Raw genomic sequence first — 24514 nt, forward strand, 5'->3', positions numbered from 1 at the left:
GAAGGGCGGGGCAGGCACCACGCTAGTGGGGTAATGGTTAGCATTCCGCGTTCCGGGGTGATGCCCGCGTGAGGTCGGCCGACGGCGTCTCAGCTGTGTCTCTTCAGGGCGGCCCGCCGTGCAGCGAAGACTTCCGGTGTCTGCGGCTTGACGAACAATGCCACCAGTTCGGGAAATTCGCCCTTGACCGCCGTCTCGATACGGGTGATGCAGGCTTCGATCTGCGGTGTCCGGCGGTCGTCCTCGAACTCGGCACTGAGCATGGCCACTACCTGTTCCGGGCCCATCTGCATGGTGGTCACGCCATTGGCACGCAGCAGGTCGGGATCGGTCACCGCCACCGCCATGATCCGCTGTGCCACCGCCGGGTGCGCCGGTTCACCCACCAGCAGGCCCTTGGTTTCCCGGGCCAGCAGGAAGGCGGTCACCGCGAGCACGGCGGCGATGCACAGCGAGGCCACTCCGTCGAGCACGGGCATGTCCAGCAGCTGCGCAGCGAGCAGTCCGGCGAGCGCGAAGCCCAGGCCTAGCAGCGCCGCGCTGTCTTCCAGCAGCACGGTGAAGGTGGACGGGTCCTTGCTGCGCCGGAAGGCCTCGAAGTAGCCCATCGACCCCTTGCTACGGCGGAATTCGCGCAGGGCGATGTACCACGAGCTGCCCTCGAACAGCAGCGATATTCCCAGCACCGTGTAACTGAGCGCGTGGTTGGTGGCTGGCTGCGGATGGCGGATGTGCTGGATGCCTTCGTAGGCCGATACACCAGCGCCGGCGGCGAACACCAGCAGGGCGACGATGAAACTCCAGAAGTACAGCTCGCGCCCATAGCCGAAGGGATGCAGCGTGTCGGGCGATTTTTCGGCACGGTGCAGGCCGTACAGCAGCAGGACCTCGTTGAGCGTATCGACCAGCGAATGCACGCCTTCGCTCAGCATGGCCGAACTGCCGGAAATGCCGGCGGCGACGAACTTGGCGATGGCGATGGCAAGGTTGCCGAACAGCGCGGCGTAGACGACCAGGCGTGATCCTGTGGGAGCGGCCATATCAGGGGGCAGGTGGAACGGACACCCCATGGTGCGATGGGGGGTGTCCGTGCCGCGTATACGTCCCGCTCAGCGCTGCCGCGGGTTGAGGTAGATGCGGGTGCCGTCCGACTCGCGGCGGCCGGACCAGCGTCCGCCACCGCTCGGGCGGAAGCGTCCAATGACCTGGTTGTTGGTGTCCGTCAGCAGCAGCTGGTTGCCGGACAACAGCCAGCGGTTGACCGGGAAGAAGCCATCGGGGCAGCCAGCCGGCACCCACGCGCCATAGCCGCCGAACCACTGGCTTTCCTTCAGGGTGATGGTGCAGCTGCTGCCGTTCTCCTGGCCCAGCGTCCAGTCGCCGAACAGATCGCTGTCGTTGATCGGGGGGCCACCCCGGTGGCGGTCATGGCCCCAGTCGTCACCGCGGTTGTCGGGGCGGCCGATATCCACTTCGACGTCGGAACCGTGGCTGCGTGATTCCGAATGTGAACTGCCGGTGGTCGTGGACTCGGTGGTCATCGAGCCCATGTTGCCGAAGTCGGAATCGCCCTGCGTCTGGTCGCTGCGGTTCTCGCTGGTGCCGCTGGCCGAGTGGGTGGTGACGGTGGTCTGCGCGCTGCTGCTGGATGACTGCGTGGTGGTGGCGTCCTGGCCGAAGCCGATCGACGCGTCCTGGGCCACGGCAGCGGCAGGGAGGCAAAGGCTGCACAACGCCAGCAGCCCGTAGGGCGGGAAGAGCTTGGCCATCATGGAATCCTCGTTGGGGAACGCTGAAAGCGCTCATCTGCGTGTGGGGCGGCAGCGTCCCGCGCCGGCGGAGCATAGTGCCGGCCGCGCGGGGTGGTGTGAGGGTGGCGTGCAGATGGAGGCCGCCCGCGCGTGGCCCGGGTAATGTGAACGGGGCAGCCCTGGGCTGGGGCTACACTGCGCTTTCACCCACGCGGGGCAGTCCCCGATGTCCGCAGCAGACCCTGGCGAGTCGGTTCGAAAACGGGCGATGCAGGAATGCCGCTCGATCATCGCGGCATTGTCGGCGTCGGACGATCCGCATGCCGCCATCCATGCCGCGCGCAAGGCGATCCGCCGGCTGCGTGCGGTGCTCGCGCTGTCGCGGGATTCGGCGCTGGAACTGGATGATGCCGACCGCCGCCTGCAGCGTCTGGGTGACAGCCTGTCCGATCTGCGCGATGCCCACGTGGTGGTGCAGGCCGCGGTCTATCTGCAGGACGCGCATGCGGCCGAAGCGTGGCCGGGCATCATCGCCCGCCTGATCCAGCGCCGCGACCGTCTGTTGCAGGAGGCCCTGCAGCGCGACCCCGGATTCGACCGGCGGGTGCGCGTGGTGCTGGGTGTCCAGGAACAACTGGCTGCACAGTCGTGGTCGAAGCTGCGTCGCTCGACTCTGCGCCGCAACCTGGAGTACAGCCGTACCCGGGCCGGGAAGGCGGCGCGTCGCGCGAGCGACGATGGCGGCGCCGAGGCCATCCACCGCTGGCGACGCAAGGCTCGCCGCCTGCGCATGCAGATCGACGTGGCGCAGGCGCTCAAGCTGCACGCCGGGCATGCGGAGTCGAAGAACGGCGATGCACGGGCGCTGCACCGGCTCAGCGATGTGCTGGGCGAGCAGCAGGACCTGCAGCTGCTGCGCAACCTGGTGCGGGCGATGCCGGCGGCAGACGGCAAGGCGCGGGTGCTGGAGCAGCTGCGGGATGCCGAACCGGTGGGCGGCTGAGGTCGCCGGGCACGGCCCGGCGCTACCGCACTGGTAGCGCCAGGCCATGCCTGGCGAAGACCTTCAGGCATCGTGGTCTCGGTCGAGGCCGCTGCGCTCGCCGGGCACGGCCCGGCGCTACCGCACTGGTAGCGCCAGGCCATGCCTGGCGAAGACCTTCAGACATCGTGGTCTCGGTCGAGGCCGCTGCGCTCGCCGGGCGTGGCCCGGCGCTACCGCACTGGTAGCGCCAGGCCATGCCTGGCGAAGACCTTCAGGCATCGTGGTCTCGGTCGAGGCCGCTGCGCTCGCCGGGCACGGCCCGGCGCTACCAAAGCTGGTAGCGCCAGGCCATGCCTTGCGAACAGCCTCAGACATCTTGTCTTCTGCGGTCAGGCGCGGAGGTGCAGATGGAAGGCCATCGCTGCCACCAGCAGGCCGGGAGCCACACTGGTGCGGCTGGGCAATTCGGATTTCGCTGCCCGCCGGGAAGCGCTGAAGCTCAGCGTTCCGCGGAGAGGACGGCGCGTACCCGCGTGGCCAGTTCGCCGATGGTGAAGGGCTTGCCGATCAGCTGCACATGCGCGTCGAGCACGCCGTCATCGACCAGGGCATTGCGGCTGTTGCCGGTGGCAAACAGGACCTTCAGGTGCGGATGCCGCGCCAGGGCCTCGTCGGCCAGCTGGCGACCGTTGACCCCGGGCATCACCACATCGGTGAACAGCAGCGCGATGCCGGGGTGGGCCTGCAGCAAGGGCAGGGCGCTGGCAGCGCCATCGGCCGAGAGCACGCGATAGCCGAGTTCGGACAGAGCATCGACCGAGAACGCGCGTACCGCCGCGTCATCGTCCACCACCAGGATCTGCTCGGCGCCACCGCCGGACAGCGGCGCCACATCGGCCTTGGCCGGCGGCAGGGTATCCACCTCGGCCAGCAGGCGCGGCAGGTAGATGGTGACGCTGGTCCCCACGCCGGGTGCGGACTGCAGGCGGACGTGCCCGTTGGACTGCTGCACGAAGCCATAGACCTGCGACAGGCCCAGGCCGGTGCCCTGGCCGACCGGCTTGGTGGTGAAGAACGGATCGAACGCGCGCGCCATCACCTCGGGCGCCATGCCGCCGCCGGTATCGGTCACCGCGATGCGCACGTAATCGCCGATAGGGATGCCGCCGTGCTTGGCCACGCTGGCCAGGTCGATCTGGCAGTTGCTGGTCTGCAGCGTCAGGCGGCCGCCGCCCGGCATGGCATCGCGCGCGTTCACCGCCAGATTGAGGATCACGTTCTCCAGCTGGTTGACATCGGCGTGCGTCCACCACTGGCCGCCACCCAGCACGGTTTCGAGGATGACGCTGCTGCCGAGCGAATGCACCAGCAGATCGGTCATGCCGGCCACCAGATGGTTCACGTCCAGGGCAACCGGCTGCAGCGGCTGCTGGCGTGAGAAGGCCAGCAGCCGCTGGGTCAGCTGGGCGGCACGCTGGGCGCCGTCCAGGGCCATCTCGATGTAGCGCACCGCGCGCGCATCGCTGTCGCCGATGCGCAGGGCCAGCAGGTCCAGCGGGCCGATCACCGTGGCCAGCATGTTGTTGAAGTCGTGCGCGATGCCGCCGCTGAGCTGGCCGACGGCTTCCATCTTGCGGCTCTGCCGCAGCGCGTCTTCCACCCGCATGCGCTCGGCCACCTCGGCACGCACCCGCGCCTCCAGCTGCTCGTTCAACTCGCGCAGGCGTTCGTCGGCGGCCTTGCGAGCGGTGATGTCGATGGCCACGCCCAGCAGGCGTACGCAGCGCCCGGCCTCGAAGATGCCCCGGCCCTTGGCCGCGATCCAGCGCACCACGCCATCTTCCTTGCCGACAGTGCGGTATTCCACATCGTAGTTGGCACGCCGCTGCGGATCGGCGGATGCATCGAGTGCTGCCAGCGTGGCGGCACGATCGTCCGGGTGCAGGCCGTTGCGGAAATCCTCGAAGTCCACCTCCGCGTCGGGGAAGATGCCGAACATCGCCTTCATGCGCACGGGCCAGAGCAGGACGTTCTGCACAAGGTCCAGGTCCCATAACCCAAGCTCGCCTGCTTCCGTGGCCAGGCGCAGGCGCTCTTCACCCTCGGCCAGCGCTGCTTCGGCCGCCTTGCGTCCGGAGAGGTCGAGCATGGCGCCGATCATCCGCTGCGGCCGCCCATCAGCGTCGCGCAGCACCGCACCACGATCAAGCACGGCGGCATAGCTGCCATCGGCGCGACGGAACCGGTACTCGTCGTGCCACGTGGCGCCGTCGCCGTCGATGACGGCGTGGATGTTGCGGTCGATGCGGTCGCGGTCCTCGGGATGGATGTGGTCCAGCCACCACTGCGCGCTGGTTTCCATCATCGAGTGTCCGAACAGGCTGCACAACGCCTCGTTCCAGACGATGTGTCCGTCGGCCATGCGCCAGTCCCATACCGCATCGTTGGTGGCCTGCGCGGCCAGCCGATAGCGTTCCTCGATGTCAAGACGCTCGGCCTCGGCGGACTTGCGGTCGGTGATGTCCAGCGAGGTGCCGACCAGGCCGGTCACTTCGCCAGCAACGTTGCGCAGCGGCGCCTTGGTCGACAGCCACCAGGCCCTGCGGCCGTCTGGAAAACTGACTTCTTCTTCCACCTGCTCGCTGCGGCCGCTGGACATTACCCGCTCGTCGGTGGCCATCACTGCCGCAGCCTGGGTGGGGTTGGCCAACAGCTCGGCATCGGTGCGCCCGACATACTCCGCCGGGGGGCGCCCGATCAGTTCCGTGGTGCCGCTGTTGCCCATCAGCAGTCGGCCCTGGCGATCCTTGGCATACATCACGCCCGGCGCGGCCTCAACGAAGGAGCGCAGCAGGGCTTGGGCCTGGTCACGCTCGGCCTGCACCCGCAGCCGTTCGTCGATGTCGATGAGGACGCCGGGGAAGCGCAGTGCCCGACCGTTCTCGTCCAGGTCGACGCGGCCGATGCTTTCCAGCCAGTGGTAACCGCCGTCGGTGCCGCGCGTGCGGTACTGATGCGCGAAGCGGCCGCCGCGCCGCACGGCATGCTCGATGGCCGAGGTCAGCCCTGCCAGGTCATCGGGGTGCACCGTGCCCAGCACCTCGTGCAGCTGCAGCTTGCGCTGCGCCAGCGTCGGGTCGAGCCCGAACGCGCGGGCGAGCGCTTCATCAACGGTCAGCTGGTCGTTCGGTACATCCCAGAACCAGGTACCGACGATGGCACCCGCTGCCAGCGCCATGTTCACGCTGTCGGAGGCATGGGCGGCTTGGGGCTGGGGAACGGGAGGCTGGTTCACGGACGATCTCGAACGGCGGGGGTTGCCCGCCCTGGCAGGGGCAGGCAGAACATGGGCCGCCAGTCTAGATCAAGGCCGCGTCACAGCAGCGTGGTGCCGTGTCAGTCAGCGGCGGGCTTCACCCGCATGACCCGTTTGCGGTACTCGTACACGTTGTCACCACGCACGCGCCGTTCCTGCGTACCGGTGATCGAATCGACGCGACGGTCCGAGCCGGTGACCGGCTTGGCGTCGATCGAGGTTTCGTGTTCGAACGAATGCGATTTGTCGGTGTTGCGGTAATAACGGTACAACGCCCAGTACAGCGCCGTAGCACCGGCCGGGCCGGCCGCCAGCAACCAGAGACCACTGTCGTCACTCATGTTGTCGCCACCAGGAAGGCAATTGCGAGGGCTTCGATGACCGTGCCGGTGGCCAGGGCGGCCAGCAGCATCTTCCATTGCTGCACGGGCACGCTGCCCATGGTTTCACCGGTACGGCCGTTCACGGCGATGTAGTGCAGCATGCCGCCGTTGGTGCCGGGCTGGTGGTAGGAGTACAGCCAGACCGGCAGGTACATCGACACCCAGCGGCTGCCGTGCACGTCCAGCTGTTCCTGCTCCCAGCGCACGCCACGGTCGTAGCGGCGAACGCTGGCTTCCACCTGCGCCCGGGCGATCGACAGCAGCTGGTCTTCCAGTCGCGGACGCAGCTTCTCCACATCCACGTTGCGCTTCTCGGACGTGAAGCCAGCCAGGTAGGACGCGTTCCACTTCACCGCGTTCTTGGTATCGAACGGCAGGATGGTGTTGATGATGTTGTTGGTGTTGGTGCGCGTGTCGAGGTTGCCGCGCTCGGCCGAGGATTCCAGCGGCAGGTCGTCGACGGTGAATTCGACCTGGCGCTCGACCTGGTAGATGTCCGCGTCGTAGTAGGTCTGCTTGTTCTTCTCGGTACCGCGGGTGTACTCGCGGGTCTTGATCTCGCCCTTGCCGGCCACCGCCGCGCTGACGTTGCTGTCCACGATCATGTAGGGCAGGTACACGCCCACCACGTTTTCCGGGGTGAACTGGTCCTTGAAGGCCTTCAGCGCGAACATCCGGCGCTTGTCCACGAACTGGCGGATGCGCGCAACCGCATCGTCCTTCTTTATGTGGAAGGGCAACACGGCATCGGGCACGGCGCCGTTGCTGATCTGTTCGTTGACGCCGAAGACGTGGCGGCACCAGTGGCAGCGCGCGGTCATCGTGCTTTCGGTGTTGACCGTGACCTCGGCGCCACAGCCGCCGCACTTGAAGGTCATCAGCGCCGAGGTATCGGCGTCGATGTCGCGTGCGCCGGAGGCGATGACCGTGCCCTGCAGCTGCTCCAGCGCTTCGCCCAGCCCGAATTCCTCCTCCACCCGCGCGCCATGCCATTCGTGACGGCAATACAGGCAGACCAGGACGTCGGTGCCGAGTTTGGGGCGGATGTCGGTGCTGCCGCACTTCGGGCAGCGGTTCAGGCCATCCTTGAGTTCGCTGGCCGAGGTGTCGATGGCCAGCGGATCAGGCGCCTCGACTTCATCACGGATGGCCTGCGGCAGCGTGCTGGTATCCAGCGGGAAGCTGCCAGGCGGGGGCGGGACATCCTGCGGCGAGCCCGGACCATCCAGCTTCGCCGCCGGCAAGGGCGGGGGCGAAGCGGGAGCGGCCTGGGGCAGTGGCGGAGGACCGTTTCTGGGGTCGGACATGGGTCTGCGGGTCCGGCGGCTTACAGGCCAAGCGCCTTGGCCTTCAGCGCGTCGTAGTCGCCCTGGGTGATCAGGCCCAGGTCGAGCATTTCCTTGGCCTTCTTCAGCTTGGCCACCGGATCATCGGCGGCCGGCGCGGTCGGCTGCTGCAGGCTGCCCGCACCGAACATGCCCGAGGCCATGCCGACGCCGACCAGGCCCGCCGCGCCGCCGTTCTCGCCGGCCGACTGGATGCCCTGGGCCACGCTGGCCTGCAGGTTGGAATTGCCGCGCGAGCCGGACAGCGCATCGGCGCGCTGCACGGTCTTCAGCAGTTCACGGGTGTTGGCGTCGTACTCGATCGAGACGATGGCGGTCTTGACGATGGCCAGGCCGCGGTCGGATTTCCATTGGTAGGCCTGTTCGACGGCGGCGGACAGGCTCTGCGCGAAGCCGATCGAATCCTGCTGCAGCTTGGTGATGCGGTTGCCCTTGGACGGGTCGTTGCTGTACAGGCTGAACGCTGGTGCCAGCGAACCCACCACTTCATTGAACAGCTGGGTGGCGGCGGCATTGTCCATGTCGGTGAAGTCGAACACCTGGCCCGGGCGCAGGTAGCTGGCCGGCACGAAGTTCTTCACGAACAGGATCGGGTCGACGATCTTCAGCGTGTACGAGCCACGGGTAACCGCGCCCACCTGGGTGTTGAGGAAGGCATCGTCCCAGTAGATTTCCGACTGGGTACCGAAGCGGTTGTCCGGCAGTTCCTTCAGCGAGACGAAGAAGGCGGCCTGCTGCGAGCCCGGCTGGCCACCGAACTTGAAGCGTTCCCAGCTCTGCTTGATGAAGGTGCTGACCAGCCCGTCACCGGCGAAGATCGACTGCGAGTTGAGGTCGTCCGAGCGCCACTCGTAGCCTCCCGGCTCGGCAACGAACGCGGTGATCGCGCCGTCCTGGAACAGCAGCAGGCCGTAGCCTTCGGGCACGACGATCTTCGAGCCGTTGCTGATGATGTTGGACGAGCCGCTGGTGTTGGAACCACGGCCGGCATTGGTGCCCTGCGGCACGGCCGCGAACAGGGCTGCGGTCGACGGCAGGCCCGTCGGCACGGTGTAGAAGTCTTTCCACTGGTCGGCCAGAACACCGCCCACTGCACCCTTGACCGCCTGTACCAGACCCATGACCTGCTCCCTGTGGTTACCGGACAGGCACCATGCCTGTCGTGCCCGGCTGACTATAGTGGAGCGGGGCGGTGGCTCGCCACCGGTCATGGTGGCGGCCATTCATCTGGCAGGATCAGCGTACGGACTGCGGAACCTTCCTCAGCTTCGAAGTGTCATAGCCCATCGCGGCGATGCGCTCGACCGCAGCCTGATACTCCTGCGGCGACACCTGCGGCGTGCGCGCCATGTACCAGACATAGTCGCGCTTGCTGCGGCCGACGATCGTCTGCTGATAGTCGTCGTCCAGCCAGGCGATGATGTACTCGGCCTGGATCGGCCAGATGAACTGCATGCCCCACACCGCGCCGGCACCTTCCTTTTCCACCCGGCCGACCGGGTGCATGCTCTTGTATGGCGCCTGGAAGCTGCCCTTACGGTAGGTGAAGGTGGTCTGGATGCGTCCATCCGGCCGTAGGTAATAGCTCTCGACGGCGTCAAAAGCCTCGCGCTCCGGCCGGGAGGGAATGTGGGCGATCACGTACCAGTCGCCCATGAAGCGTGGCACGTCCACTGACGCTTCGCGTGGCAGTGGCCGGGTGTCCTGGCTGCTGCAGCCGGTGCCGAACAGGGCCAACGTCAACAGGGTGAACAAGGGGGGCATACGCATGGCCAGTCTCCTTCAGCGGGGGCGGAACAGGTAGTGGGCGACAAGCCACTGCTGGCCTTGGTCATAGCCGAACAGCTCAGCGCAGGCCATCCAGAACATGCGCCAGCGCTGCCACCAGATGCGTGCGGCGGCCCCGCCGTAGGTCGCCTGCAGGATCGGCATCAGCTGCGAGCGGGCCGCGTCCTGGTTGTCCAGCCAGTGGTTGGCGGTGCGCTGGTAGTGGGTGCCGTCGAGCAGCCAGCGCTGGTCCAGCTGCAGGTGCTGCTGGAAGTGCAGGAGGGTGTCGGCCGCCGGCATCAGGCCACCGGTGAAGAAGTGCCGCCCCATCCAGTTGTCATCGCCTTCGGTATCGAACGGGTACATCAGCGTGCGGTGGGCGAAGATGTGCACGAAGAGGGCGCCGTCCGGCCGCAGCCAGCCAGCGATGCGCTGCAGCAGCTGCTGGTAGTTGCGCACGTGCTCGAACATCTCCACCGACACGCAGCGGTCGAAACGCGCGCTCGGCAGGTCCAGCTGGTTCACGTCACGGGTGAGCACCTCGACGTTGCGCAGGCCCCGTGCCTGGCACTGGCCCATGATGTGCTCGCGCTGGCTGTTTGAATTGGACACCGCGGTAATGCGTGCATTCGGGTAACGCTCGGCCATCCACAAGGTCAACGAACCCCAGCCACAGCCGAGTTCGAGGATATCCTGGCCATCGCCCAGCTCGGCGCGCTGCGAATACAGCTCCAGCATCGCCTCTTCGGCCTGGTCCAGCGTCTCGTGACCGGTGCGGTAGTAACAGCTGCTGTACTTCAGGCGCTTGCCGAGGCAGGCCTGGAAGAATGCGGCCGGCACTTCGTAGTGCTGGCGGTTGGCGGCATCGACGTGCAGGGCGAGCGGGCTGCCGGCCAGCTCGGCGATGCGTCGCTGGAACCGCACCGACTGTCCTTCCTGGCCGCCTTCGTCCTCCTCCTGCAGGCGCTGCGCGCACAGGCGACGGATGCCCGCACGTAGCGCCGCGTCCGGGATCCAGCCGCGCTCGGCCCAGCCGGTCAGGCCGCCTTCGATTTCGACGGGTGGGTACAGCGTGGTGGTGGCGTTCATGGCTGGCGGTCCTTGGAAGGGGAGGTGCGGGGAAACCACGGGAAGAACATCGGGGTGCTGCGCTGATACTCGCGGTAGTCCTCGCCGCGGCTGCGCAGGGCCTGTTTTTCGGTGAAGGGAACGCCGCTGAGGTAGCGCAGGAACAGGTACATCACCACCGGTCCCGACCACGCCAGCCACCACAGCGGTGAGCCGACGGCCAGCAGCACGTAGGTGAACCAGTGCAACCACTCGAAGAAATAGTTGGGATGGCGCGAATAGCGCCACAGCCCCTGCCGGCAGGTCTTTCCCTTGTTGGCGGGGTCGGCGCGGAAGCGTGCAAGCTGGCGGTCGGCCAGTGCTTCGCCACCGACGCTGAGCAGCCACACGGCCACGGCGGCGGCGATCCAGCCGGCATGGCCGCTGGCCGGATTGCGCGCCACGGCCAGGAACGGCAGGGCGAACAGCACCACCAGCAGCGCCTGGGCCATGAAGAAGCCGAAGATCTTTCCCTGGTGGCCGTTCCAGTGTTCGCGCAGGTAGCGGTAGCGACCGTCCTCGTCTTCGCTGCGCACGCGGTGCCACAGATGCAGGGCCAGCCGGCTGCCCCACAGGCCGCCCAGCACCGCCAGTGCGATGCGCGGCTGCAGGCCGCCGTCACCCAGCCAGGCCAGCAGCAGTGCACCCGCGGCCACACCCTTGGCCCACAGCACGTCGACCACACCGATGTTGCAGTGGCGGCGCTGCCAGGCCCAGCCCCAGCACATCACCAGCACTGCGTAGAGCAGCACCCAGCCAAGCAGGTTCATGCGCGCACTCCTTTTGTGTGTTCAACCGCCTTGTCAATGCTGCGGCGTGCCAGCGCGCACAGCAACGAAAGGGCAATGCTCCAGCCAACGCCCAAGAGCAGGACGCCCTGCCACACGGGTGAGCTGAATTGCACGGCCTGGAAACCACGCGCCGCCGACAGATAGGCCAGCGGTGCCAGCAGCAGGCCAAACAGCACCGGCAGCAGGCGGTACCGCTGCAGGAACGTCATCGAGCTGGTCAGTGTCATCGCGAACGCGGCCCACAGGGCCATGATCCACGGCGGCGGTGCCCATCCCAGCGGTGCGGCGGCATAGCGCACGGTGCCGCTGGCGGCGGCAGTGCCATCCACCAGCCAGGCGCAGGCGAGGGCGAGCAGCAGCAGGCGCAGGTCGACGCGCGGCACCGGGCTGGTCAGCAGCTGGCTGGCGAGATACAGCGCCGCGGCCAGCAGTGCCGGCCATTGCCAGCCGCGACCCGCGCCAGCCACGGCGCACAGCCAGACCAGCTGGTTGCCGAGCAGGTTGGCCCAGGTCCGTTTCATGCAAGGCCTCCCATCTCAGGCCTCGCTTCCGGCGGGAACGTCGGTGCAATGGCCCGGCCGTGCCAGCAGCAGGTGCGACACGCCAATGGAGCGCTCCAGGAAGCCACCCTCGCAGTAGGCCAGATAGAACTCCCACAGGCGGCAGAAGCGCTCGTCGAAACCCTGTGCCTGTACGGCGGCGCGCTGGGCCAGGAAGCGCTGCCGCCAGGCGCGCAGGGTGAGTGCGTAGGAATGGCCAAAGTCCTGCTGGGCGATCAGTTGCAGGTCGCTGGCCCGGGTCTTGGCCGCCATGATCGCGTTGATCGAAGGAATGAAGCTGCCAGGGAACACGAAGCGCTTGATGTAGTCGACGCTGCGCCGCGCCTGTTCGTAGCGGTGGTCTTCGATGGTGATCGCCTGCAGCAGGGCCACGCCATCAGGCTTCAGCAGGCGCTGCAGGGTCCCCATGTAGGTATCGAGGAATTCGGCGCCGATGGCCTCGATCATCTCGATGGAGACCAGCTTGTCGAACTGGCCCCGCAGGTCGCGGTAGTCCTGCATCAGCACGGTCACGTGCTCCTGCAGGCCCGCGTCCTGCACGCGCTGCACGGCCAGTGCGTGCTGTTCGGCTGAAATGGTGGTGGTGGTGACGTGGCAGCCGTAATGGCGTGCCGCATGCACGGCAAAGCCGCCCCAGCCGGTGCCGATCTCGACCACGCGGTCGCCCGGCTGCAGCTGCAGCTGCTGGCAGATGCGGTCCAGCTTGCGGGTCGAGGCCACTTCCAGCGGCTCGTCCGCCTGTGCATACAGCGCCGAGGAATACATCAGGTCCGGCGACAGGAACAGCGCGAAGAAATCGTTGCCGAGGTCGTAGTGGGCGGCGATGTTGCGGCGGCTGCCTTCGCGGCTGTTGCGGCGCAGGCGGTTCCAGCCGCGCAGCAGCCAGCCAGCGGCGCGCGCCGGGCCGCGCTCCATGCCGTCCAGCAGATTGCGGTTGCGCACCAGCAGGCGGACCAGCGCGACCAGGTCATCGCAGCGCCAGTCGCCGTGGATGTAGCTTTCGCCCGCGCCGACGCTGCCCTGCGCGGCCACCTTGCGGTAAAAGGCCGAGTCGTCGATGGTCACCGTGGCCTGCAGCGGGCCCTGGCCATCCCCCAGCAGCTCCTCGCCGAAGGCATCGCGTACGCGCAGCTGGCCATCGTGCATCGGCGCCAGCTGCGCCAGCAGGCGACGGCGCAGGAAGGCATCCAGTGCACCGGCACGGGGCAGGGCCACCGAAGGCGTCAGGTTGTTCATCGCGGTTTCTCGGCAAGGGAAGGGTGGTCGTGCACGGGGTTGCGTTTCAGCCACAGGCGCAGCGCCTGCCAGTGGATGGCGGCGACCACCTGCACGGTCATCAGAGGGTAGGCCAGCAGCACCCGCGCCAAGCCGCGGCCGTCCAGCGGATGGCGCTGCATGGACTGGGTCGCATCGAACTGGCGCACGCCCTCGCGCCAGACCTGCATGTGCACGCGCAGCGCATCGCCGGGGGCGTTGAAGCGCCAGTCGTAGCGGCAGTCCATCGGCATGAAGGGCGACACGTGGAAGCACTTGTCGAACTGCCAGCGCAGGCTGCCGCCTTCGTGCTGCGCCTGCTCAACCGGCAGCACGTAGGCGTGGTGTTCCTTCCACGGCGTATTGGTGATGTCGGCGACGATGCAGTCCAGGGTGCTGCCGTCGGCCTGATAGCAGTAGTAGAAGCTGACCGGATTGAACACATGGCCGCCAAAACGCAGGTGGGTCAGCAGCCGCACCGGTCCTTCCGGGCGGCGGTCCAGCGCGGTGGCGGCATGGTCGCGCACGGCATCGGCCAGTGGCACCTTCGCGTCGCCCAGGTAGTCGCTGCGACGGAACTCGGCCAGGTTGCGGCGGTTGACCGACCACAGCCAGCGCCCGGCGAAGATCGTGTCCAGCTCATCCAGGTCCAGCAGCAGCTGCGCGACCGGGTAGCGGAACGCGTGCGCATGCGGATGGTGCCGCCGGTGCTGCACCTGTCCGATATAGAGCGCACTGGCGGTCATGCCGTGATCTCGGTCGGCCGCAGCGGCGAGGCGATGCCGGTGCGGGCGCGCAGCGCGTCGACCGTGCGCCGTGCGCTGGCGATGCCATCCTCATGGAAACCCCAGCCCCAGTAGGCACCGGCGAACCAGGTGTGGCGGTGGCCCTGGATCTCGCCCCAGCGCTGCTGTGCCCGCACGGCGGCATGGTCGTGCACGGGGTGCGCGTAGTGCAGGCGGCGCAGCACCTTGGCCGGATCGATGGCATCGCTGCGGTTGAGGGTCACCACCAGCGGCGTCTCGCCGGGCAGGCCCTGCAGCAGGTTCATGCAGTAGCTGACCGTGCAGGGCGCCGAAGGATCTTCCGGCACGTGTGCGTTCCAGGCAGCCCAGGCCTTTCGGTTGGCCGGCAGCAGCGAGGCGTCCGTGTGCAGCACGGCCTCGTTGGCCTGGTAGCGGATCGTGCCCAGCACCGCGCTTTCGACCGGATCGGCGTCTGCCAGCAGCGCCAGGGCCTGGTCACTGTGGCAGGCCAGGATCACCTCGTCGAAGCCCTCGATGCCGGCCGCGCTGTGCACGCGCGCGCCCCACGGCATGCGCTCGACCGCCTGCACCGGCGTCTCCAGCCGCTCATGCACGCGCCAGCGGCTGCGCAGCGCATCCACGTAGCGCGCCGAGCCGCCCTTGACCACACGCCACGGCGGGCGACCGGTCATCTGCAGCATCTGGTGGTTGGCCATGAACTGCACCAGGTAGCGCGCCGGGAAATCCAGCACGGTGGCCGTGGGCGAAGACCACAGCGCCGATGCCATCGGCAGCAGGTGTTCCTCCACGAAGGCATCACCGAAGCGCTGCAGGCGCAGATACTGTCCCAGCGTCGGGCCTTCGGCCTCGGCCAGCAGCAGAGGTGCGTCCCGGTAGAAGCGGCGCAGGTCGGCCAGCATGCCCCAGAAGCGCGGCGAGACGAGGTTGCGGCGCTGGCAGAACAGGCCGTCCAGCGAGGTGGCGTTGTATTCCACGCCACTGCGGTCGCTGTGCATCGAGAAGCTCATCGTGGTCGGCTGTGACGCCACGCCCAGCTCGTCGAACAACGCCGTCAGCAGCGGATAGTGCTGTGGATTGAAGACGATGAAGCCGGTGTCGACCGACATCTGTTGGCCGTCGACCTGCACCTGATGGGTGTGGGTGTGCCCACCCAGGTAGTCGTTGGCTTCATACAGGGTGACTTCGTGCTCGCCGTCCAGCCAGTAAGCGCTGGCCAGCCCTGCAATGCCCGAACCGATGACCGCGATGCGCATGCTCAGTCCTTCGCCTTGGCCAGCACCCACTCGGGGATCGGCTTCAATCCGCTGACCAGGCCGACGGCAGCCATCAGGCGCAGGCCGTACCAGGTCAGGTCCACCTCCCACCAGCGGAAGCCCTGGCGGGCGGTGCCGGGGAAGAAGTGGTGGTTGTTGTGCCAGCCTTCGCCGAAGGTCAGCAGGGCCAGCCACAGGTTGTTGCGGCTGTCATCGCGCGTGTCGAAGCGGCGGCTGCCGAAGCGGTGGGCCAGCGAATTGATGGTGACCGTTGCATGGAACAGCACCACGGTGGAGATGAAGAAGCCCCAGACCAGCAGCTGCGGGCCCGTCGTGTGCAGGCCGGGTGCCACCCGCTCCAGCAGCGCGCCGAGGCCGTACAGACCTGCGGCCAACAGCACCGGCACGGCGATGTCGAAGCGGTCCAGCCAGCGCAGCTCCGGGAAACGAGCCAGGTCAGGCACGCGCGCCAGGTCCGTGGCGAAGGCTTCGCGGGTCAGGAACCAGCCCATGTGGCTGCGCCAGAATCCGCCGCTGACCGGGGAATGCGGGTCCTGCGGCTGGTCGGCATGACGATGATGATGGCGGTGGTGGGCGGCCCACCACAGCGGACCGCGCTGCACGCTGGACGCACCGACCACCGCGAACACGAACTGGACCGGGCGCGAGGCCTGGAAGGTGCGGTGCGAGAAGTAGCGGTGGTAGAAGCCGGTGATCGCGAACATCCGCACCGCATACAGCGCCAGTGCCACCGCCACTGCGGTCCAGGACACGCCGACCCAGATCACCCCCACGCACGCCACGTGCAGCAGCACGAACGGCACGGCCCGCAGCCAGTCGATGCGGCCGGGCCGCGCCGGGTCGGCCTGCGCCGCCGCGGCCCCGGTGTCGAACCAGCGTCGCAGGGTGCGCAGCAGTCGCTCACGTCGGCGTGGAAGGGGCGCAGCAGCGGACATGGGCGGGGTCTCGAGGGCGTGTCTGTCCCTATCTACGCAGCATGGCGTGGATTGGATGCACTCAATCGGCATTGCGTGACGGCTTCACCTGCTGCTCACGCCGCAGGACGCCACCAGCGGTTCTGCCCAGGCCTGCTGCCACTGCGCCTGTGGCTGCGTTGTCGCGGGGGAGGCAAAGCGGACAATGACGACTGGATAGGCGCCACGGGCATCACGCAGGTTGCTGGTGCCGCGGAACTCCAGCAGGCGGCGATCATCATCGGCGTAGACCATGGACAGCCGAGGAGCGACCGCGCCATACCAGGTGGCCAGGCGCACCTCGATGGCCTGGGCGGGTGCACCCTGCCAGGTGAGCGCACCGGTACGGCGCACGCTGACCCGGTAGAAACGTTGCCGGCCCGGCACCAGGAAGGGCAGGCGAACCTCTTCTCCCTTCATCAGTGCAGGCCAGTGCGCGCGCACCGCCGCGTCGAACCCGGTGTCGATCACCGCGTCGGCAGGCAGTGGCACCTGCGCATGCTGCTCCGCGTCCGGCGCGCTTTCCTTCCAGTCGATGCTGACCTGTCCGCCGGCCACCACCACTCTGGCGGCCTGGCCGCTGCGGCCGTCCTGCAGCCGGTAGCCCCGCGCCTGCGGCTGGGCGGTGCCTGGCAGCTCCTTGCGTGCGAACGGGCGACCGTCCGGGCACAGGTACTGCACCCAGAGCGGCGCGCCTTCGGCCGCCCCGCGCCGCCAGTGCACCTCGCGGTAGGCGGGGGTGCCGTCGGCCAGGCTGGCAACGCCTTCGCTGCGGAGCAGCGGCGTGGCGCTGGCCACGGTGGACAGGTACAGCAGCAGCCCGGCGGTATGCATGGGGGGGTCCTTGCAGGTTGATCTGCTGAACGTACGCACGATGGGCCCGGCTGGATGCAGGGCAGTGCGCTGCATCCAATCCGGCCTCTGCTGCGTAAAGCACACAGACCCACCTTCACCTGCCTGATCGCCGCCCGTGATGTACCCTGACGCCGCCAGCCCCTCCTTTGACTTCGACGCCGCACGCATCGTGTCCAGTTCCCAGCAGCCAAGCAGCGAGCCGACGAACTGGACCGGTGACATGGACGGTGTGGCGCGCCTGCGCGACCGCACCTGTTTCATGCGCATCTATGACCACTTCATGCCGCGCCTGTGTGTCTACCTGCGCGGGCTCGGCGCGCCCGAAGCGGTGGCCGAGGAGCTTGCGCAGGAATGCCTGTTGCGGCTTTGGCTGCGCGCGGCCGACTACGATGCGGCGCAGGGTGCGCTGAGCACCTGGCTGTACCGGATCGCGCGCAACCTGCAGATCGACCGGGTGCGCCATGAGCGCAGCTGGATGCACGTACAGGCCGCGGTGGAGGAAGCTGCCAGCAGCGACGCGCAATCCCACAGCAGCGCCGAGCACTATGCCGACCAGGCGCGCCTGCGCCAGCGCATCAATGAGCTGCCGGCGGTGCAGGCGCGGCTGGTGCGCATGTCCTATTTCGAGGCCAAGAGCCACGGCGAGATCTCCGAGGCGCTGGGCATGCCGCTGGGCACGGTGAAGTCACACCTGCGCCGGGCCTTCCTGCAGCTGCAGTCCAGGGTCGGGGGCATGCCATGAACCCGCACCATCACCTGCACGAATCGACCCTGCTCAGCTATGCCGCCGGCGCGTTGCCGGCGCCGCTGAGCGTGGTCGCCGGCACCCATCTGGAGCAATGCCCGCATTGCCGCCAGCGCATGCGCGAGGCCGAGGCCATCGGCGCGGCGCTGATCGAACAGACCCAGCCGATGGTGGTTGGCGGCCGCAGCCAAGCGCTGCGGGTGGCCATGCTGGCCGAGCTGGAACGTGACGAGCCTGCGGTGGCTGCCATTGCCGTCGCGCGGCCGGCCGCGCCGCCGGTGGAGCGGCCGGAGGTGAGCGCGGACCATCTGCCGGCGTCCCTGCACCCGTACTTCGGTCGCTCGCTGGCTGCGTTGCGCTGGCGCTGGATCGCACCGGGCGTGCACTGCATCCGCTCCGCGGATATGCCCTCGCTGATCATGCTCAAGATTGCGCCGGGCAAGTGCCTGCCGATGCACAGCCACGGCCGCAGCGAGCTCACCCACATCCTGCGCGGCGCCTACAATGACGCGCTGGGTCTGTTCGCGCCAGGCGATGTGGCTGATCTGGACGAAGACGTGGAACACCAGCCGGTCACCGCACCGGGTGTGCCGTGCATCTGCGTTTCCGCACTGGATGCCCCGCTGGTGTTCAGCGGTTGGCTGGCGCGCAAGGTCCAGCGGTTCGTCAAACTGTAAAGCGTTGGAGGAAAGCCCAATGGGCAACGGCAATGCGATGCGGGTGCTGCTGGTGGGCGCCACCGGTCTGGTCGGGCAGGGAGTGCTGCAGGCCTGCATGCAGTCTGCGGAAGTCGGCCACGTCGCCGCACTGGTGCGCCGGCCGGGCAGCGTGCCGGGCAACGTGGAGGAGATCGTACTGGCGGACTTCCAGCGAGCCGCCACCCTGGGCGATGCGCTCGCTGGATTCGACGCCTGCTTCTACTGTGCGGGCGCAGCGCCGGTGGGAACGGCCGAGCCCGAGTACCGGCAGGTGACGCTGCAGGTGACCCGCACCGTCGCCGAAGCGTGGGCCGCAGCCAATCCCGATGGATGCTTCCTGTATGTGTCGGGTGCACATGCCAACCCGGACAGCCGGATCATGCCGCTGAGGGTGAAGGGCGAGACCGAGCAGGCGCTTGCCAATCTGCCGGTGCGCACGGTGATGCTGCGACCGGCCGGCGTGCGGCCGGTATCCGGCACCGGTACGCGACACGCGCTGCTCAAACCGTTCTATCTGCTGGCCCGCCCGCTGATGGCCGTGGCCGAGGGGCTGCTGCCGGCACTGACCACCAGCAACCGCGGCATCGGCCAGGCGATGATCGCGCTGGCCCGGATGCCGTCACCGCCGACGGTCGTGGAATGCGCGCAGATCAATGCGCTGGCGCGCGATCCTTCAGCACGCTGATGATCGACTCGGCCAGGTCGCTGCGGGTGAACGGCTTCGACAGCAGCGGTGCCGAACGCCCCAGGCTGCCAGCAGCATCGTGGTCGCGCGGATAGCCCGAGGTAAACAGCACGGCGACCTCCGGCCAGCGTTCGCGCACTTCACGGCCCAGTGCCCAGCCTGACATCCCCGGCATCACCACGTCCGAGAACAACAGGTCGATCTTCGCATCCGGACGCTCCAGCAGGCGCAGCGCGGACGGGCCGTCGTGCGCTTCCAGCACGCGGTAGCCCAGCTGGCGCAGCGCCTCGACGGTGTAGGCGCGCACATCGTCGTTGTCTTCGGCAACCAGGATCGTTTCTTCGCGCGGCTCGTAACCGGCCAGGCCGGTGGCCGCCACGGCGGTCTCGCAGGGCAGGTCCAGCATGGAACGCGGGAACATCATGGTGATGCTGGTGCCGCCGCCTTCCACCGAATCGATAAGCACATGGCCGCCGGACTGCTTGACGAAGCCGTGCACCATCGACAGGCCCAGACCCGTGCCACGGCCTACCTGCTTGGTGGTGAAGAAGGGCTCGAACACCTTGGCCATCGTATCGGCGGACATGCCGTGGCCGTTGTCGCGCACGCGCAGCATCACGTATTCGCCGGGCTTCGCATCCGGGAACAGCGCGGCATAGTCATGGTCGAGGTGACTGTTGTCGACCTCCACCACCAGGCGCCCGCCACCGGGCATCGCGTCGCGCGCGTTCACTGCCAGGTTCAGCACCGAAGCCTCGAGCTGGCTGAGGTCGAGTTCGACGCACCAGATGCTCTCGCCGGTGCGGATGTCCAGCTGGACCAGTTCGCCCAGTGCCCGCTGCAGCATGTCATCCATGCCCAGCAGCGCGTCGTTGAGGTTGACCGCCTGGCTGCGCAGCGGCTGCTTGCGCGCAAACGCCAGCAGCCGCTGGGTCAGGCTGGCGGCACGGCCGACGCCCTTCAGGGCGTTGTCCAGCGCACGCGCACTCATGTTGCCGGGCTGGCCGTCACGCTGGTTCAGCAGCATCGCGTGCTCGACGTTGCCGGCGATCACGGTCAGGATGTTGTTGAAGTCATGGGCGATGCCACCGGTGAGCTGGCCCACGGCCTCGATCTTCTGTGCCTGCCGCAGCGCGTGCTCGGCATGGATGCGGGCGGTGGTTTCCACGGCCTCGGAGACCACGGCGGTCACCGTGCCCTCGGCATCCTGCAGCGGGCGGAACGTGAAATCAAAGCTGCGGCGACCGGTGGGCAGGTCCAGGTCCATCGCCTGCACCGCGCTGCGGCCGCGCGCCGCATCGGCCACCGCCTGGTCCACGACGCCCGCGAGCCCGGGCGTGGCAGCAAACCACGGCGATTCCCAGAACGGCAGGCCGATGACATCGTCCTTCTCGGCCAGTACCGCGGCGAGCGAGGCGACATTGGCATCGACGATGCGGCCGCTGCGGTCCAGCAGCACCTGGTGCTGGAAGCTGGATTCAAAGATGGCCTGCAGGCGCCGCTTGCTGGCCTGCAGCTCGGCGGTACGCGCCTGCACCTGCCGTTCCAGCGATTCATTGTCCTCGCGCAGCGCCAGCTCGGCGCGCTTCAGCGAGGACACGTCACTGCCGAGGCAGGTATAGCCGGTGACGCTGCCATCGGCGGCATGCTCGGGCACGCAGTCCATCTGCAGGAAGCGTGACTCGCCACTGCGGTGCACCAGGGTGACCTGGAAGCTGGCGCGTTCGCCAGCCAGAACCCGCTGCAGGCTGGGCAGGGTATTGGCAAAGGCCTCCTCGCCACCAACCTCCGCGGCGGTCCGGCCAAGGATGCTCTGCAGGTCGGTGCCGTGCCAGTCGAGGAATGCCTTGTTGGCGAAGCGGTAGCGGTGGTCGGTGCCGAGGTGGGCGATCAGCGCCGGCACGGCATCGGTGATCTGCTGCAGCTGCGCCTGGCTTTCGCCCAGCGCGGCACGGGCCTGGGTCAGCTGGTTGCGCTCGCTGGCTTCCTGGCGCGCGCGACGGATCGCGTCGGGCAGGCGCTGCAGGCGCTGCTTGACCACATAGTCACGCGCGCCACGGGTCAGGGCCTGCACCGCCAGTTCCTCGGTCAGGGTGCCGGAGACAAAGATGAAGGGGATGTGTGGTGCGCGCTCTCGCGCCAGGTCGAGTGCGGCATCGCCGTCGAATCCCGGCAGCACGTGGTCGGCCAGGATGACGTCGAAACGATCACTCTGGATCGCTTCGATGAAGGCGTCGCGGGTCCACAGGCGCTCGATCTCGAAATCCAGCCCGCCCCGCTGCAGTTGCGCCGTGATCAGCTCCGCATCGAGCGCGCTGTCCTCCAGCATGAGGATGCGCAGGTGCGAAGCACGGCGCGTGGCATCACGCATCGCGGGGCCCTGTTCCGACCGACGGGTGCGGTGGCGGCTGGTTGGTGATGCCCCAGAACATGCCCAGGCCCTGGATGGCGTCGAAGAACTCCTTGAAGTCCACCGGCTTGACCACGAAAGCGTTGACGCCCAGCTGGTAGCTGCGCACCAAGTCCTGCTCCTCGCGCGACGAGGTGAGCATGACGATCGGCGTGCTGCTCAGCGTCGCGTCGTTGCGCACCTGCTCCAGCACTTCCAGGCCATTGATCTTGGGCAGCTTCAGGTCGAGCAGGACCACCACCGGGCCACCATGCTGCGTGCCGGCATAGGCGCCTTCACAGCGCAGGTAGTCCAGTGCTTCGGCACCGTCGCGTACATGGATGACGTCGTTCAGCAGCTGGCAGCGTGCCAGTGCTGCCATCGTCAGCTCGGCATCCTTGGGGCTGTCTTCAACCAGAAGGATGGGCCGCAGATCCCTCATGGGTGTTCTCCGTTTTGATGGGGCAGAGTGAAATACAGGGTGGCGCCCTTGCCCAACGCGCCCTCGGCCCAGGTGCGGCCGCCATGGCGGCCGACGATGCGGCGGACATTGGCCAGGCCGATGCCGGTGCCTTCGAATTCCTCGACGTGGTGCAGGCGCTGGAACACGCCGAACAGCTTGTCCACGTAGCGCATGTCGAAGCCGCAGCCGTTGTCGCGGACGAAGAAGACGTTCTCCTCGTCGGTGCGTTCACAGCCGATCTCGATGACGGCCTTCTCGCGTTCGCGGGTGAACTTGACGGCGTTGGACAGCAGGTTCTGCCAGACCAGGCGCATCATCGTCGGGTCGGCCTCGATGACCGGTAGTGCGCCGACCTTCCACTCGACCTCGCGCCCGGCATAGTCGAAGGCCAGGGTGCGGCGCACATCGCTGACCAGGGCGCCCATGTCCAGGCGCATTCGGCCCAGTGTCGAGCGGCCCATCTGCGAGAAGCTCAGCAGGTCATCGACCAGCGTGCCGGCCGACTTGGCCGATTCGACGATGGTGTCCAGGAAACGGCGCTCGGTGGCGTTCAGGCGCTCGGCGGCGGAACTGCCAAGCAACTCGGAATAGCCGACGATGTGTCGGAAGGGCGCACGCAGGTCATGGCTGACCGAGTACGAGAACGCCTCCAGCTCCTTGTTGCTGCGCAGGAGCTGCTCGTTGAGTTCGGCCATCTCCTCGGCCTTGCGCAGCACGATGTCGACGATGGCGGTGCGCATTTCGTGCGCGGCATCGCGGTCGGCGTCGCTCCACGGCAGGCTGCGCTGTTGCACGGTTTCCTTCCAGGCTTCGAAGGAATTGCGTGGCGACAGCACCGTTCCCGGCGCCGCGGTCTTGCGCGGGTCGCCGCCCCAGCGCACGGTGCGTACCACTTCGGGGCGGAACCACATCAGGAAACTGTCGTGCAGCTGGGAGATCGACACCGCCAGCAGGCCGCTCGCGGTGTCGGTCAGGGCTTCGCCCGCGGGCCAGGTGCTGGCCAGGTGATCGGTGGCATAGACCTCGTCGCCGGTGTGCTCGCTGGCCAGCCAGTGGGCGATGTCCAGCACCTCGTTGCGGGGCGGGCAGTGCCCGACCCGCAGGCAGTCGCCCTTGTGCACGATCGCAGCGCCGGCGGCGTTGGTCAGCGACATCAGGCTGGCCGGATCCTGGCGCAGCGCAGCCATGAACTCCTCGTCACCTGCCATGCGACCCAGCAGCCGGACCAGTACCGAGCGGCGGTTGATGCGCTCCTCCACCGCACGGGCACGTTCCTTCAGGGCAATCTGCAGCGAAACGATCTGGCCCATGAACTCACAGGCGGTGCGCACCGGGTAGGGCAGGCGCCGGGCATCCGCGCTGTGGCAGGACACCAGACCCCACAGCTGGCCTTCGTGGATCAGCGACACCGACATCGACGAGCCGGTGCCCATGTTGCGCATGTACTGCAAGTGCACCGGCGAGACGCTGCGCAGCACGGACAGGCTCAGGTCGGTGGGCGCCGCATCGGCATGATGTGCAGCGCGCACCAGCGGCACCGCGCTGTAGTAGGCATCGGCGATCAGGCGCACGCGGTTGCGGCGGTAGAGTTCGCGCGCCTGCGCCGGGATGTCCGACTCGGGGAAGCGCAGGTCGAGATAGGAGGGCAGTACCCCATTGCCATCCTCGGCAATGACGATGCCGTTCCAGCCGCTGTCGAACTGATAGACCAGGGTGCGGTCGAAGCCGGTCATCGCGCGCATGTGCTCGGCGGCGATCTGGCACAGCGCCTCGACCGTACTGGCGGTCTCGATGGCCGCCATCAGTTGGCGGATGGCCGGATACAGGGCTTCCAGCGAAGCCGGCTGGCCCGCAACCGGTGATTCCAGCTCCAGCAGCAGGGCCTGCGCCGAGCGATGGGCCAGCACCTGGTGCCGCCCGTACTCCGGCAGTTCGATGGAGCCGAGGTGCACCGAACTGTCCATGGCCACCTGGCCGAGCGGCTCGATGTAGTCCGCCAGCGCACCGCCCAGCACGTCGGCCAGCGACTGTCCCAGCGGGTCGCCGAGGCGTGCAAGCAGGGCTGGGTCGCTCACCGCGCGCTCGAGGACCTGCAGCGAGTGCGGGTCGAGCACCAGCAGCACGCCGTAAGGCTGGATGGCACCCGGGGTGTGGATGGGCTCTCGCGCGCAGAGGTCCAGCGCGGCGTCCTGCGCGGTTTCAGCAGAAGACATCAGCAGCAGTACTCGCGTTTCGGGGCGGGTTGACAGCGCCGCAATGCACGCCACGACGCATGTCTGAGTCGGAAGAAAAAGCCATCACTACATGGTGAAGCAAAAACAGTGATTCGCATACCACTCTTTCATATGAAGACGGAGAAGGGCGACGCTGAACGGTTCAGCTATCGGCGCGGGTGGAAGCGTGAGGGTTTCGCGGGCCGTGCATC

22 protein-coding genes are annotated in these 24514 nt (G+C 67.8%); 4 read left to right on the plus strand and 18 right to left on the minus strand.

Features of this window, described 5'->3' with window-relative positions; all coding sequences use genetic code 11:
* Positions 1-89: 89 nt before the first annotated feature.
* The gene (locus FJU31_RS05590) at positions 90-1040 is read right to left on the minus strand and encodes a cation diffusion facilitator family transporter (RefSeq protein ID WP_150453863.1); all 951 of its coding nucleotides are present in this window, start codon (positions 1038-1040) and stop codon (positions 90-92) included.
* Positions 1041-1109: 69 nt separating this feature from the next.
* Entirely contained in the window at positions 1110-1769 is a 660-nt protein-coding gene (locus FJU31_RS05595; RefSeq protein ID WP_150453864.1) for an AprI/Inh family metalloprotease inhibitor, read from the minus strand.
* 208 nt (positions 1770-1977) lie between these two features.
* Between FJU31_RS05595 and FJU31_RS05600 the strand changes: the two genes are divergently transcribed.
* Positions 1978-2754 carry a CHAD domain-containing protein gene (locus FJU31_RS05600; RefSeq protein WP_150453865.1) on the plus strand — a complete coding sequence of 259 codons (777 nt, stop codon included), beginning with the start codon at positions 1978-1980 and terminating at the stop codon, positions 2752-2754.
* Between the two features lie 481 nt (positions 2755-3235).
* Here the strand turns inward: FJU31_RS05600 and FJU31_RS05605 are convergent, their stop codons facing one another.
* The 13 genes from FJU31_RS05605 to FJU31_RS05665 all read right to left on the minus strand — a co-directional run bounded on the left by FJU31_RS05605 (position 3236) and on the right by FJU31_RS05665 (position 17088).
* Positions 3236-6031, minus strand: a complete 2796-nt coding sequence (locus FJU31_RS05605; protein WP_246161223.1) for a PAS domain-containing hybrid sensor histidine kinase/response regulator — start codon at positions 6029-6031, stop codon at positions 3236-3238.
* A 101-nt stretch (positions 6032-6132) separates the two neighbouring features.
* Positions 6133-6393, minus strand: a complete 261-nt coding sequence (locus tag FJU31_RS05610; RefSeq protein ID WP_150453866.1) for a hypothetical protein — start codon at positions 6391-6393, stop codon at positions 6133-6135.
* A complete protein-coding gene (locus FJU31_RS05615) occupies positions 6390-7742 on the minus strand; it encodes a TFIIB-type zinc ribbon-containing protein (RefSeq protein WP_150453867.1) in 1353 nt (450 codons plus the stop codon). The genes FJU31_RS05610 and FJU31_RS05615 overlap by 4 nt, the downstream gene beginning before the upstream one ends.
* A 20-nt stretch (positions 7743-7762) precedes the next feature.
* Positions 7763-8902, minus strand: coding sequence for an SPFH domain-containing protein (locus FJU31_RS05620; RefSeq protein ID WP_108768966.1), 1140 nt, complete (start codon positions 8900-8902; stop codon positions 7763-7765).
* 115 nt (positions 8903-9017) lie between these two features.
* Positions 9018-9551 (minus strand): lipocalin family protein, encoded by a 534-nt coding sequence (locus FJU31_RS05625; RefSeq protein ID WP_150453868.1) that lies wholly within the window; start codon positions 9549-9551, stop codon positions 9018-9020.
* Between the two features lie 12 nt (positions 9552-9563).
* Positions 9564-10637 (minus strand): SAM-dependent methyltransferase, encoded by a 1074-nt coding sequence (locus FJU31_RS05630; RefSeq protein ID WP_150453869.1) that lies wholly within the window; start codon positions 10635-10637, stop codon positions 9564-9566.
* A complete protein-coding gene (locus FJU31_RS05635; protein WP_150453870.1) occupies positions 10634-11425 on the minus strand; it encodes a DUF1295 domain-containing protein in 792 nt (263 codons plus the stop codon). The genes FJU31_RS05630 and FJU31_RS05635 overlap by 4 nt, the downstream gene beginning before the upstream one ends.
* The gene (locus FJU31_RS05640) at positions 11422-11967 is read right to left on the minus strand and encodes a DUF2878 domain-containing protein (protein WP_150453871.1); all 546 of its coding nucleotides are present in this window, start codon (positions 11965-11967) and stop codon (positions 11422-11424) included. The genes FJU31_RS05635 and FJU31_RS05640 overlap by 4 nt, the downstream gene beginning before the upstream one ends.
* Positions 11968-11982: 15 nt before the next feature.
* A complete protein-coding gene (locus FJU31_RS05645; RefSeq protein ID WP_150453872.1) occupies positions 11983-13242 on the minus strand; it encodes an SAM-dependent methyltransferase in 1260 nt (419 codons plus the stop codon).
* Positions 13239-14006 (minus strand): DUF1365 domain-containing protein, encoded by a 768-nt coding sequence (locus FJU31_RS05650; RefSeq protein WP_150453873.1) that lies wholly within the window; start codon positions 14004-14006, stop codon positions 13239-13241. The genes FJU31_RS05645 and FJU31_RS05650 overlap by 4 nt, the downstream gene beginning before the upstream one ends.
* On the minus strand, positions 14003-15280 hold the full coding sequence (locus tag FJU31_RS05655) for an NAD(P)/FAD-dependent oxidoreductase (protein ID WP_150453874.1): 1278 nt from the start codon (positions 15278-15280) through the stop codon (positions 14003-14005). Before FJU31_RS05655 ends, FJU31_RS05650 begins: the two co-directional genes overlap by 4 nt.
* A 2-nt stretch (positions 15281-15282) precedes the next feature.
* Positions 15283-16236 (minus strand): acyl-CoA desaturase, encoded by a 954-nt coding sequence (locus tag FJU31_RS05660; RefSeq protein WP_150453875.1) that lies wholly within the window; start codon positions 16234-16236, stop codon positions 15283-15285.
* An 84-nt stretch (positions 16237-16320) separates the two neighbouring features.
* Positions 16321-17088: a hypothetical protein gene (locus tag FJU31_RS05665; protein ID WP_150453876.1), complete on the minus strand. Its 768-nt coding sequence runs from the start codon at positions 17086-17088 to the stop codon at positions 16321-16323.
* A 139-nt stretch (positions 17089-17227) separates the two neighbouring features.
* Between FJU31_RS05665 and FJU31_RS05670 the strand changes: the two genes are divergently transcribed.
* The 3 genes from FJU31_RS05670 to FJU31_RS05680 are packed head-to-tail and all read left to right on the plus strand — an operon-like array spanning position 17228 to position 19237.
* Positions 17228-17851 carry a sigma-70 family RNA polymerase sigma factor gene (locus tag FJU31_RS05670; protein ID WP_150453998.1) on the plus strand — a complete coding sequence of 208 codons (624 nt, stop codon included), beginning with the start codon at positions 17228-17230 and terminating at the stop codon, positions 17849-17851.
* Positions 17848-18531, plus strand: a complete 684-nt coding sequence (locus tag FJU31_RS05675; RefSeq protein ID WP_150453877.1) for a ChrR family anti-sigma-E factor — start codon at positions 17848-17850, stop codon at positions 18529-18531. Before FJU31_RS05670 ends, FJU31_RS05675 begins: the two co-directional genes overlap by 4 nt.
* A gap of 19 nt (positions 18532-18550) precedes the next feature.
* Positions 18551-19237, plus strand: a complete 687-nt coding sequence (locus FJU31_RS05680) for an NAD(P)H-binding protein (RefSeq protein ID WP_150453878.1) — start codon at positions 18551-18553, stop codon at positions 19235-19237.
* Here FJU31_RS05680 and FJU31_RS05685 read toward each other — a convergent pair.
* From FJU31_RS05685 to FJU31_RS05695, 3 genes are read right to left on the minus strand one after another with little or no spacing between them, the layout of a single operon-like run.
* A complete protein-coding gene (locus FJU31_RS05685; RefSeq protein ID WP_150453879.1) occupies positions 19203-21608 on the minus strand; it encodes a response regulator in 2406 nt (801 codons plus the stop codon). The genes FJU31_RS05680 and FJU31_RS05685 overlap by 35 nt on opposite strands.
* Entirely contained in the window at positions 21601-22068 is a 468-nt protein-coding gene (locus FJU31_RS05690) for a response regulator (protein WP_108768952.1), read from the minus strand. The genes FJU31_RS05685 and FJU31_RS05690 overlap by 8 nt, the downstream gene beginning before the upstream one ends.
* Positions 22065-24302 (minus strand): ATP-binding protein, encoded by a 2238-nt coding sequence (locus FJU31_RS05695; RefSeq protein WP_150453880.1) that lies wholly within the window; start codon positions 24300-24302, stop codon positions 22065-22067. The genes FJU31_RS05690 and FJU31_RS05695 overlap by 4 nt, the downstream gene beginning before the upstream one ends.
* Positions 24303-24514: the final 212 nt, after the last annotated feature.

Source organism: Stenotrophomonas cyclobalanopsidis (genome assembly GCF_008710035.1).
GTDB lineage: Bacteria > Pseudomonadota > Gammaproteobacteria > Xanthomonadales > Xanthomonadaceae > Stenotrophomonas > Stenotrophomonas cyclobalanopsidis.

What these genes read in the sequence shown, in the direction of transcription:
- FJU31_RS05590 (WP_150453863.1), bottom strand. Translation starts at nt 1,040, where the DNA reads ATGGCCGCTCCCACAGGATCACGCCTGGTCGTCTACGCCGCGCTGTTC.
- FJU31_RS05595 (WP_150453864.1), bottom strand. Translation starts at nt 1,769, where the DNA reads ATGGCCAAGCTCTTCCCGCCCTACGGGCTGCTGGCGTTGTGCAGCCTT.
- FJU31_RS05600 (WP_150453865.1), top strand. Translation starts at nt 1,978, where the DNA reads ATGTCCGCAGCAGACCCTGGCGAGTCGGTTCGAAAACGGGCGATGCAG.
- FJU31_RS05610 (WP_150453866.1), bottom strand. Translation starts at nt 6,393, where the DNA reads ATGAGTGACGACAGTGGTCTCTGGTTGCTGGCGGCCGGCCCGGCCGGT.
- FJU31_RS05615 (WP_150453867.1), bottom strand. Translation starts at nt 7,742, where the DNA reads ATGTCCGACCCCAGAAACGGTCCTCCGCCACTGCCCCAGGCCGCTCCC.
- FJU31_RS05620 (WP_108768966.1), bottom strand. Translation starts at nt 8,902, where the DNA reads ATGGGTCTGGTACAGGCGGTCAAGGGTGCAGTGGGCGGTGTTCTGGCC.
- FJU31_RS05625 (WP_150453868.1), bottom strand. Translation starts at nt 9,551, where the DNA reads ATGCGTATGCCCCCCTTGTTCACCCTGTTGACGTTGGCCCTGTTCGGC.
- FJU31_RS05630 (WP_150453869.1), bottom strand. Translation starts at nt 10,637, where the DNA reads ATGAACGCCACCACCACGCTGTACCCACCCGTCGAAATCGAAGGCGGC.
- FJU31_RS05635 (WP_150453870.1), bottom strand. Translation starts at nt 11,425, where the DNA reads ATGAACCTGCTTGGCTGGGTGCTGCTCTACGCAGTGCTGGTGATGTGC.
- FJU31_RS05640 (WP_150453871.1), bottom strand. Translation starts at nt 11,967, where the DNA reads ATGAAACGGACCTGGGCCAACCTGCTCGGCAACCAGCTGGTCTGGCTG.
- FJU31_RS05645 (WP_150453872.1), bottom strand. Translation starts at nt 13,242, where the DNA reads ATGAACAACCTGACGCCTTCGGTGGCCCTGCCCCGTGCCGGTGCACTG.
- FJU31_RS05650 (WP_150453873.1), bottom strand. Translation starts at nt 14,006, where the DNA reads ATGACCGCCAGTGCGCTCTATATCGGACAGGTGCAGCACCGGCGGCAC.
- FJU31_RS05655 (WP_150453874.1), bottom strand. Translation starts at nt 15,280, where the DNA reads ATGCGCATCGCGGTCATCGGTTCGGGCATTGCAGGGCTGGCCAGCGCT.
- FJU31_RS05660 (WP_150453875.1), bottom strand. Translation starts at nt 16,236, where the DNA reads ATGTCCGCTGCTGCGCCCCTTCCACGCCGACGTGAGCGACTGCTGCGC.
- FJU31_RS05665 (WP_150453876.1), bottom strand. Translation starts at nt 17,088, where the DNA reads ATGCATACCGCCGGGCTGCTGCTGTACCTGTCCACCGTGGCCAGCGCC.
- FJU31_RS05670 (WP_150453998.1), top strand. Translation starts at nt 17,228, where the DNA reads ATGTACCCTGACGCCGCCAGCCCCTCCTTTGACTTCGACGCCGCACGC.
- FJU31_RS05675 (WP_150453877.1), top strand. Translation starts at nt 17,848, where the DNA reads ATGAACCCGCACCATCACCTGCACGAATCGACCCTGCTCAGCTATGCC.
- FJU31_RS05680 (WP_150453878.1), top strand. Translation starts at nt 18,551, where the DNA reads ATGGGCAACGGCAATGCGATGCGGGTGCTGCTGGTGGGCGCCACCGGT.
- FJU31_RS05685 (WP_150453879.1), bottom strand. Translation starts at nt 21,608, where the DNA reads ATGCGTGATGCCACGCGCCGTGCTTCGCACCTGCGCATCCTCATGCTG.
- FJU31_RS05690 (WP_108768952.1), bottom strand. Translation starts at nt 22,068, where the DNA reads ATGAGGGATCTGCGGCCCATCCTTCTGGTTGAAGACAGCCCCAAGGAT.
- FJU31_RS05695 (WP_150453880.1), bottom strand. Translation starts at nt 24,302, where the DNA reads ATGTCTTCTGCTGAAACCGCGCAGGACGCCGCGCTGGACCTCTGCGCG.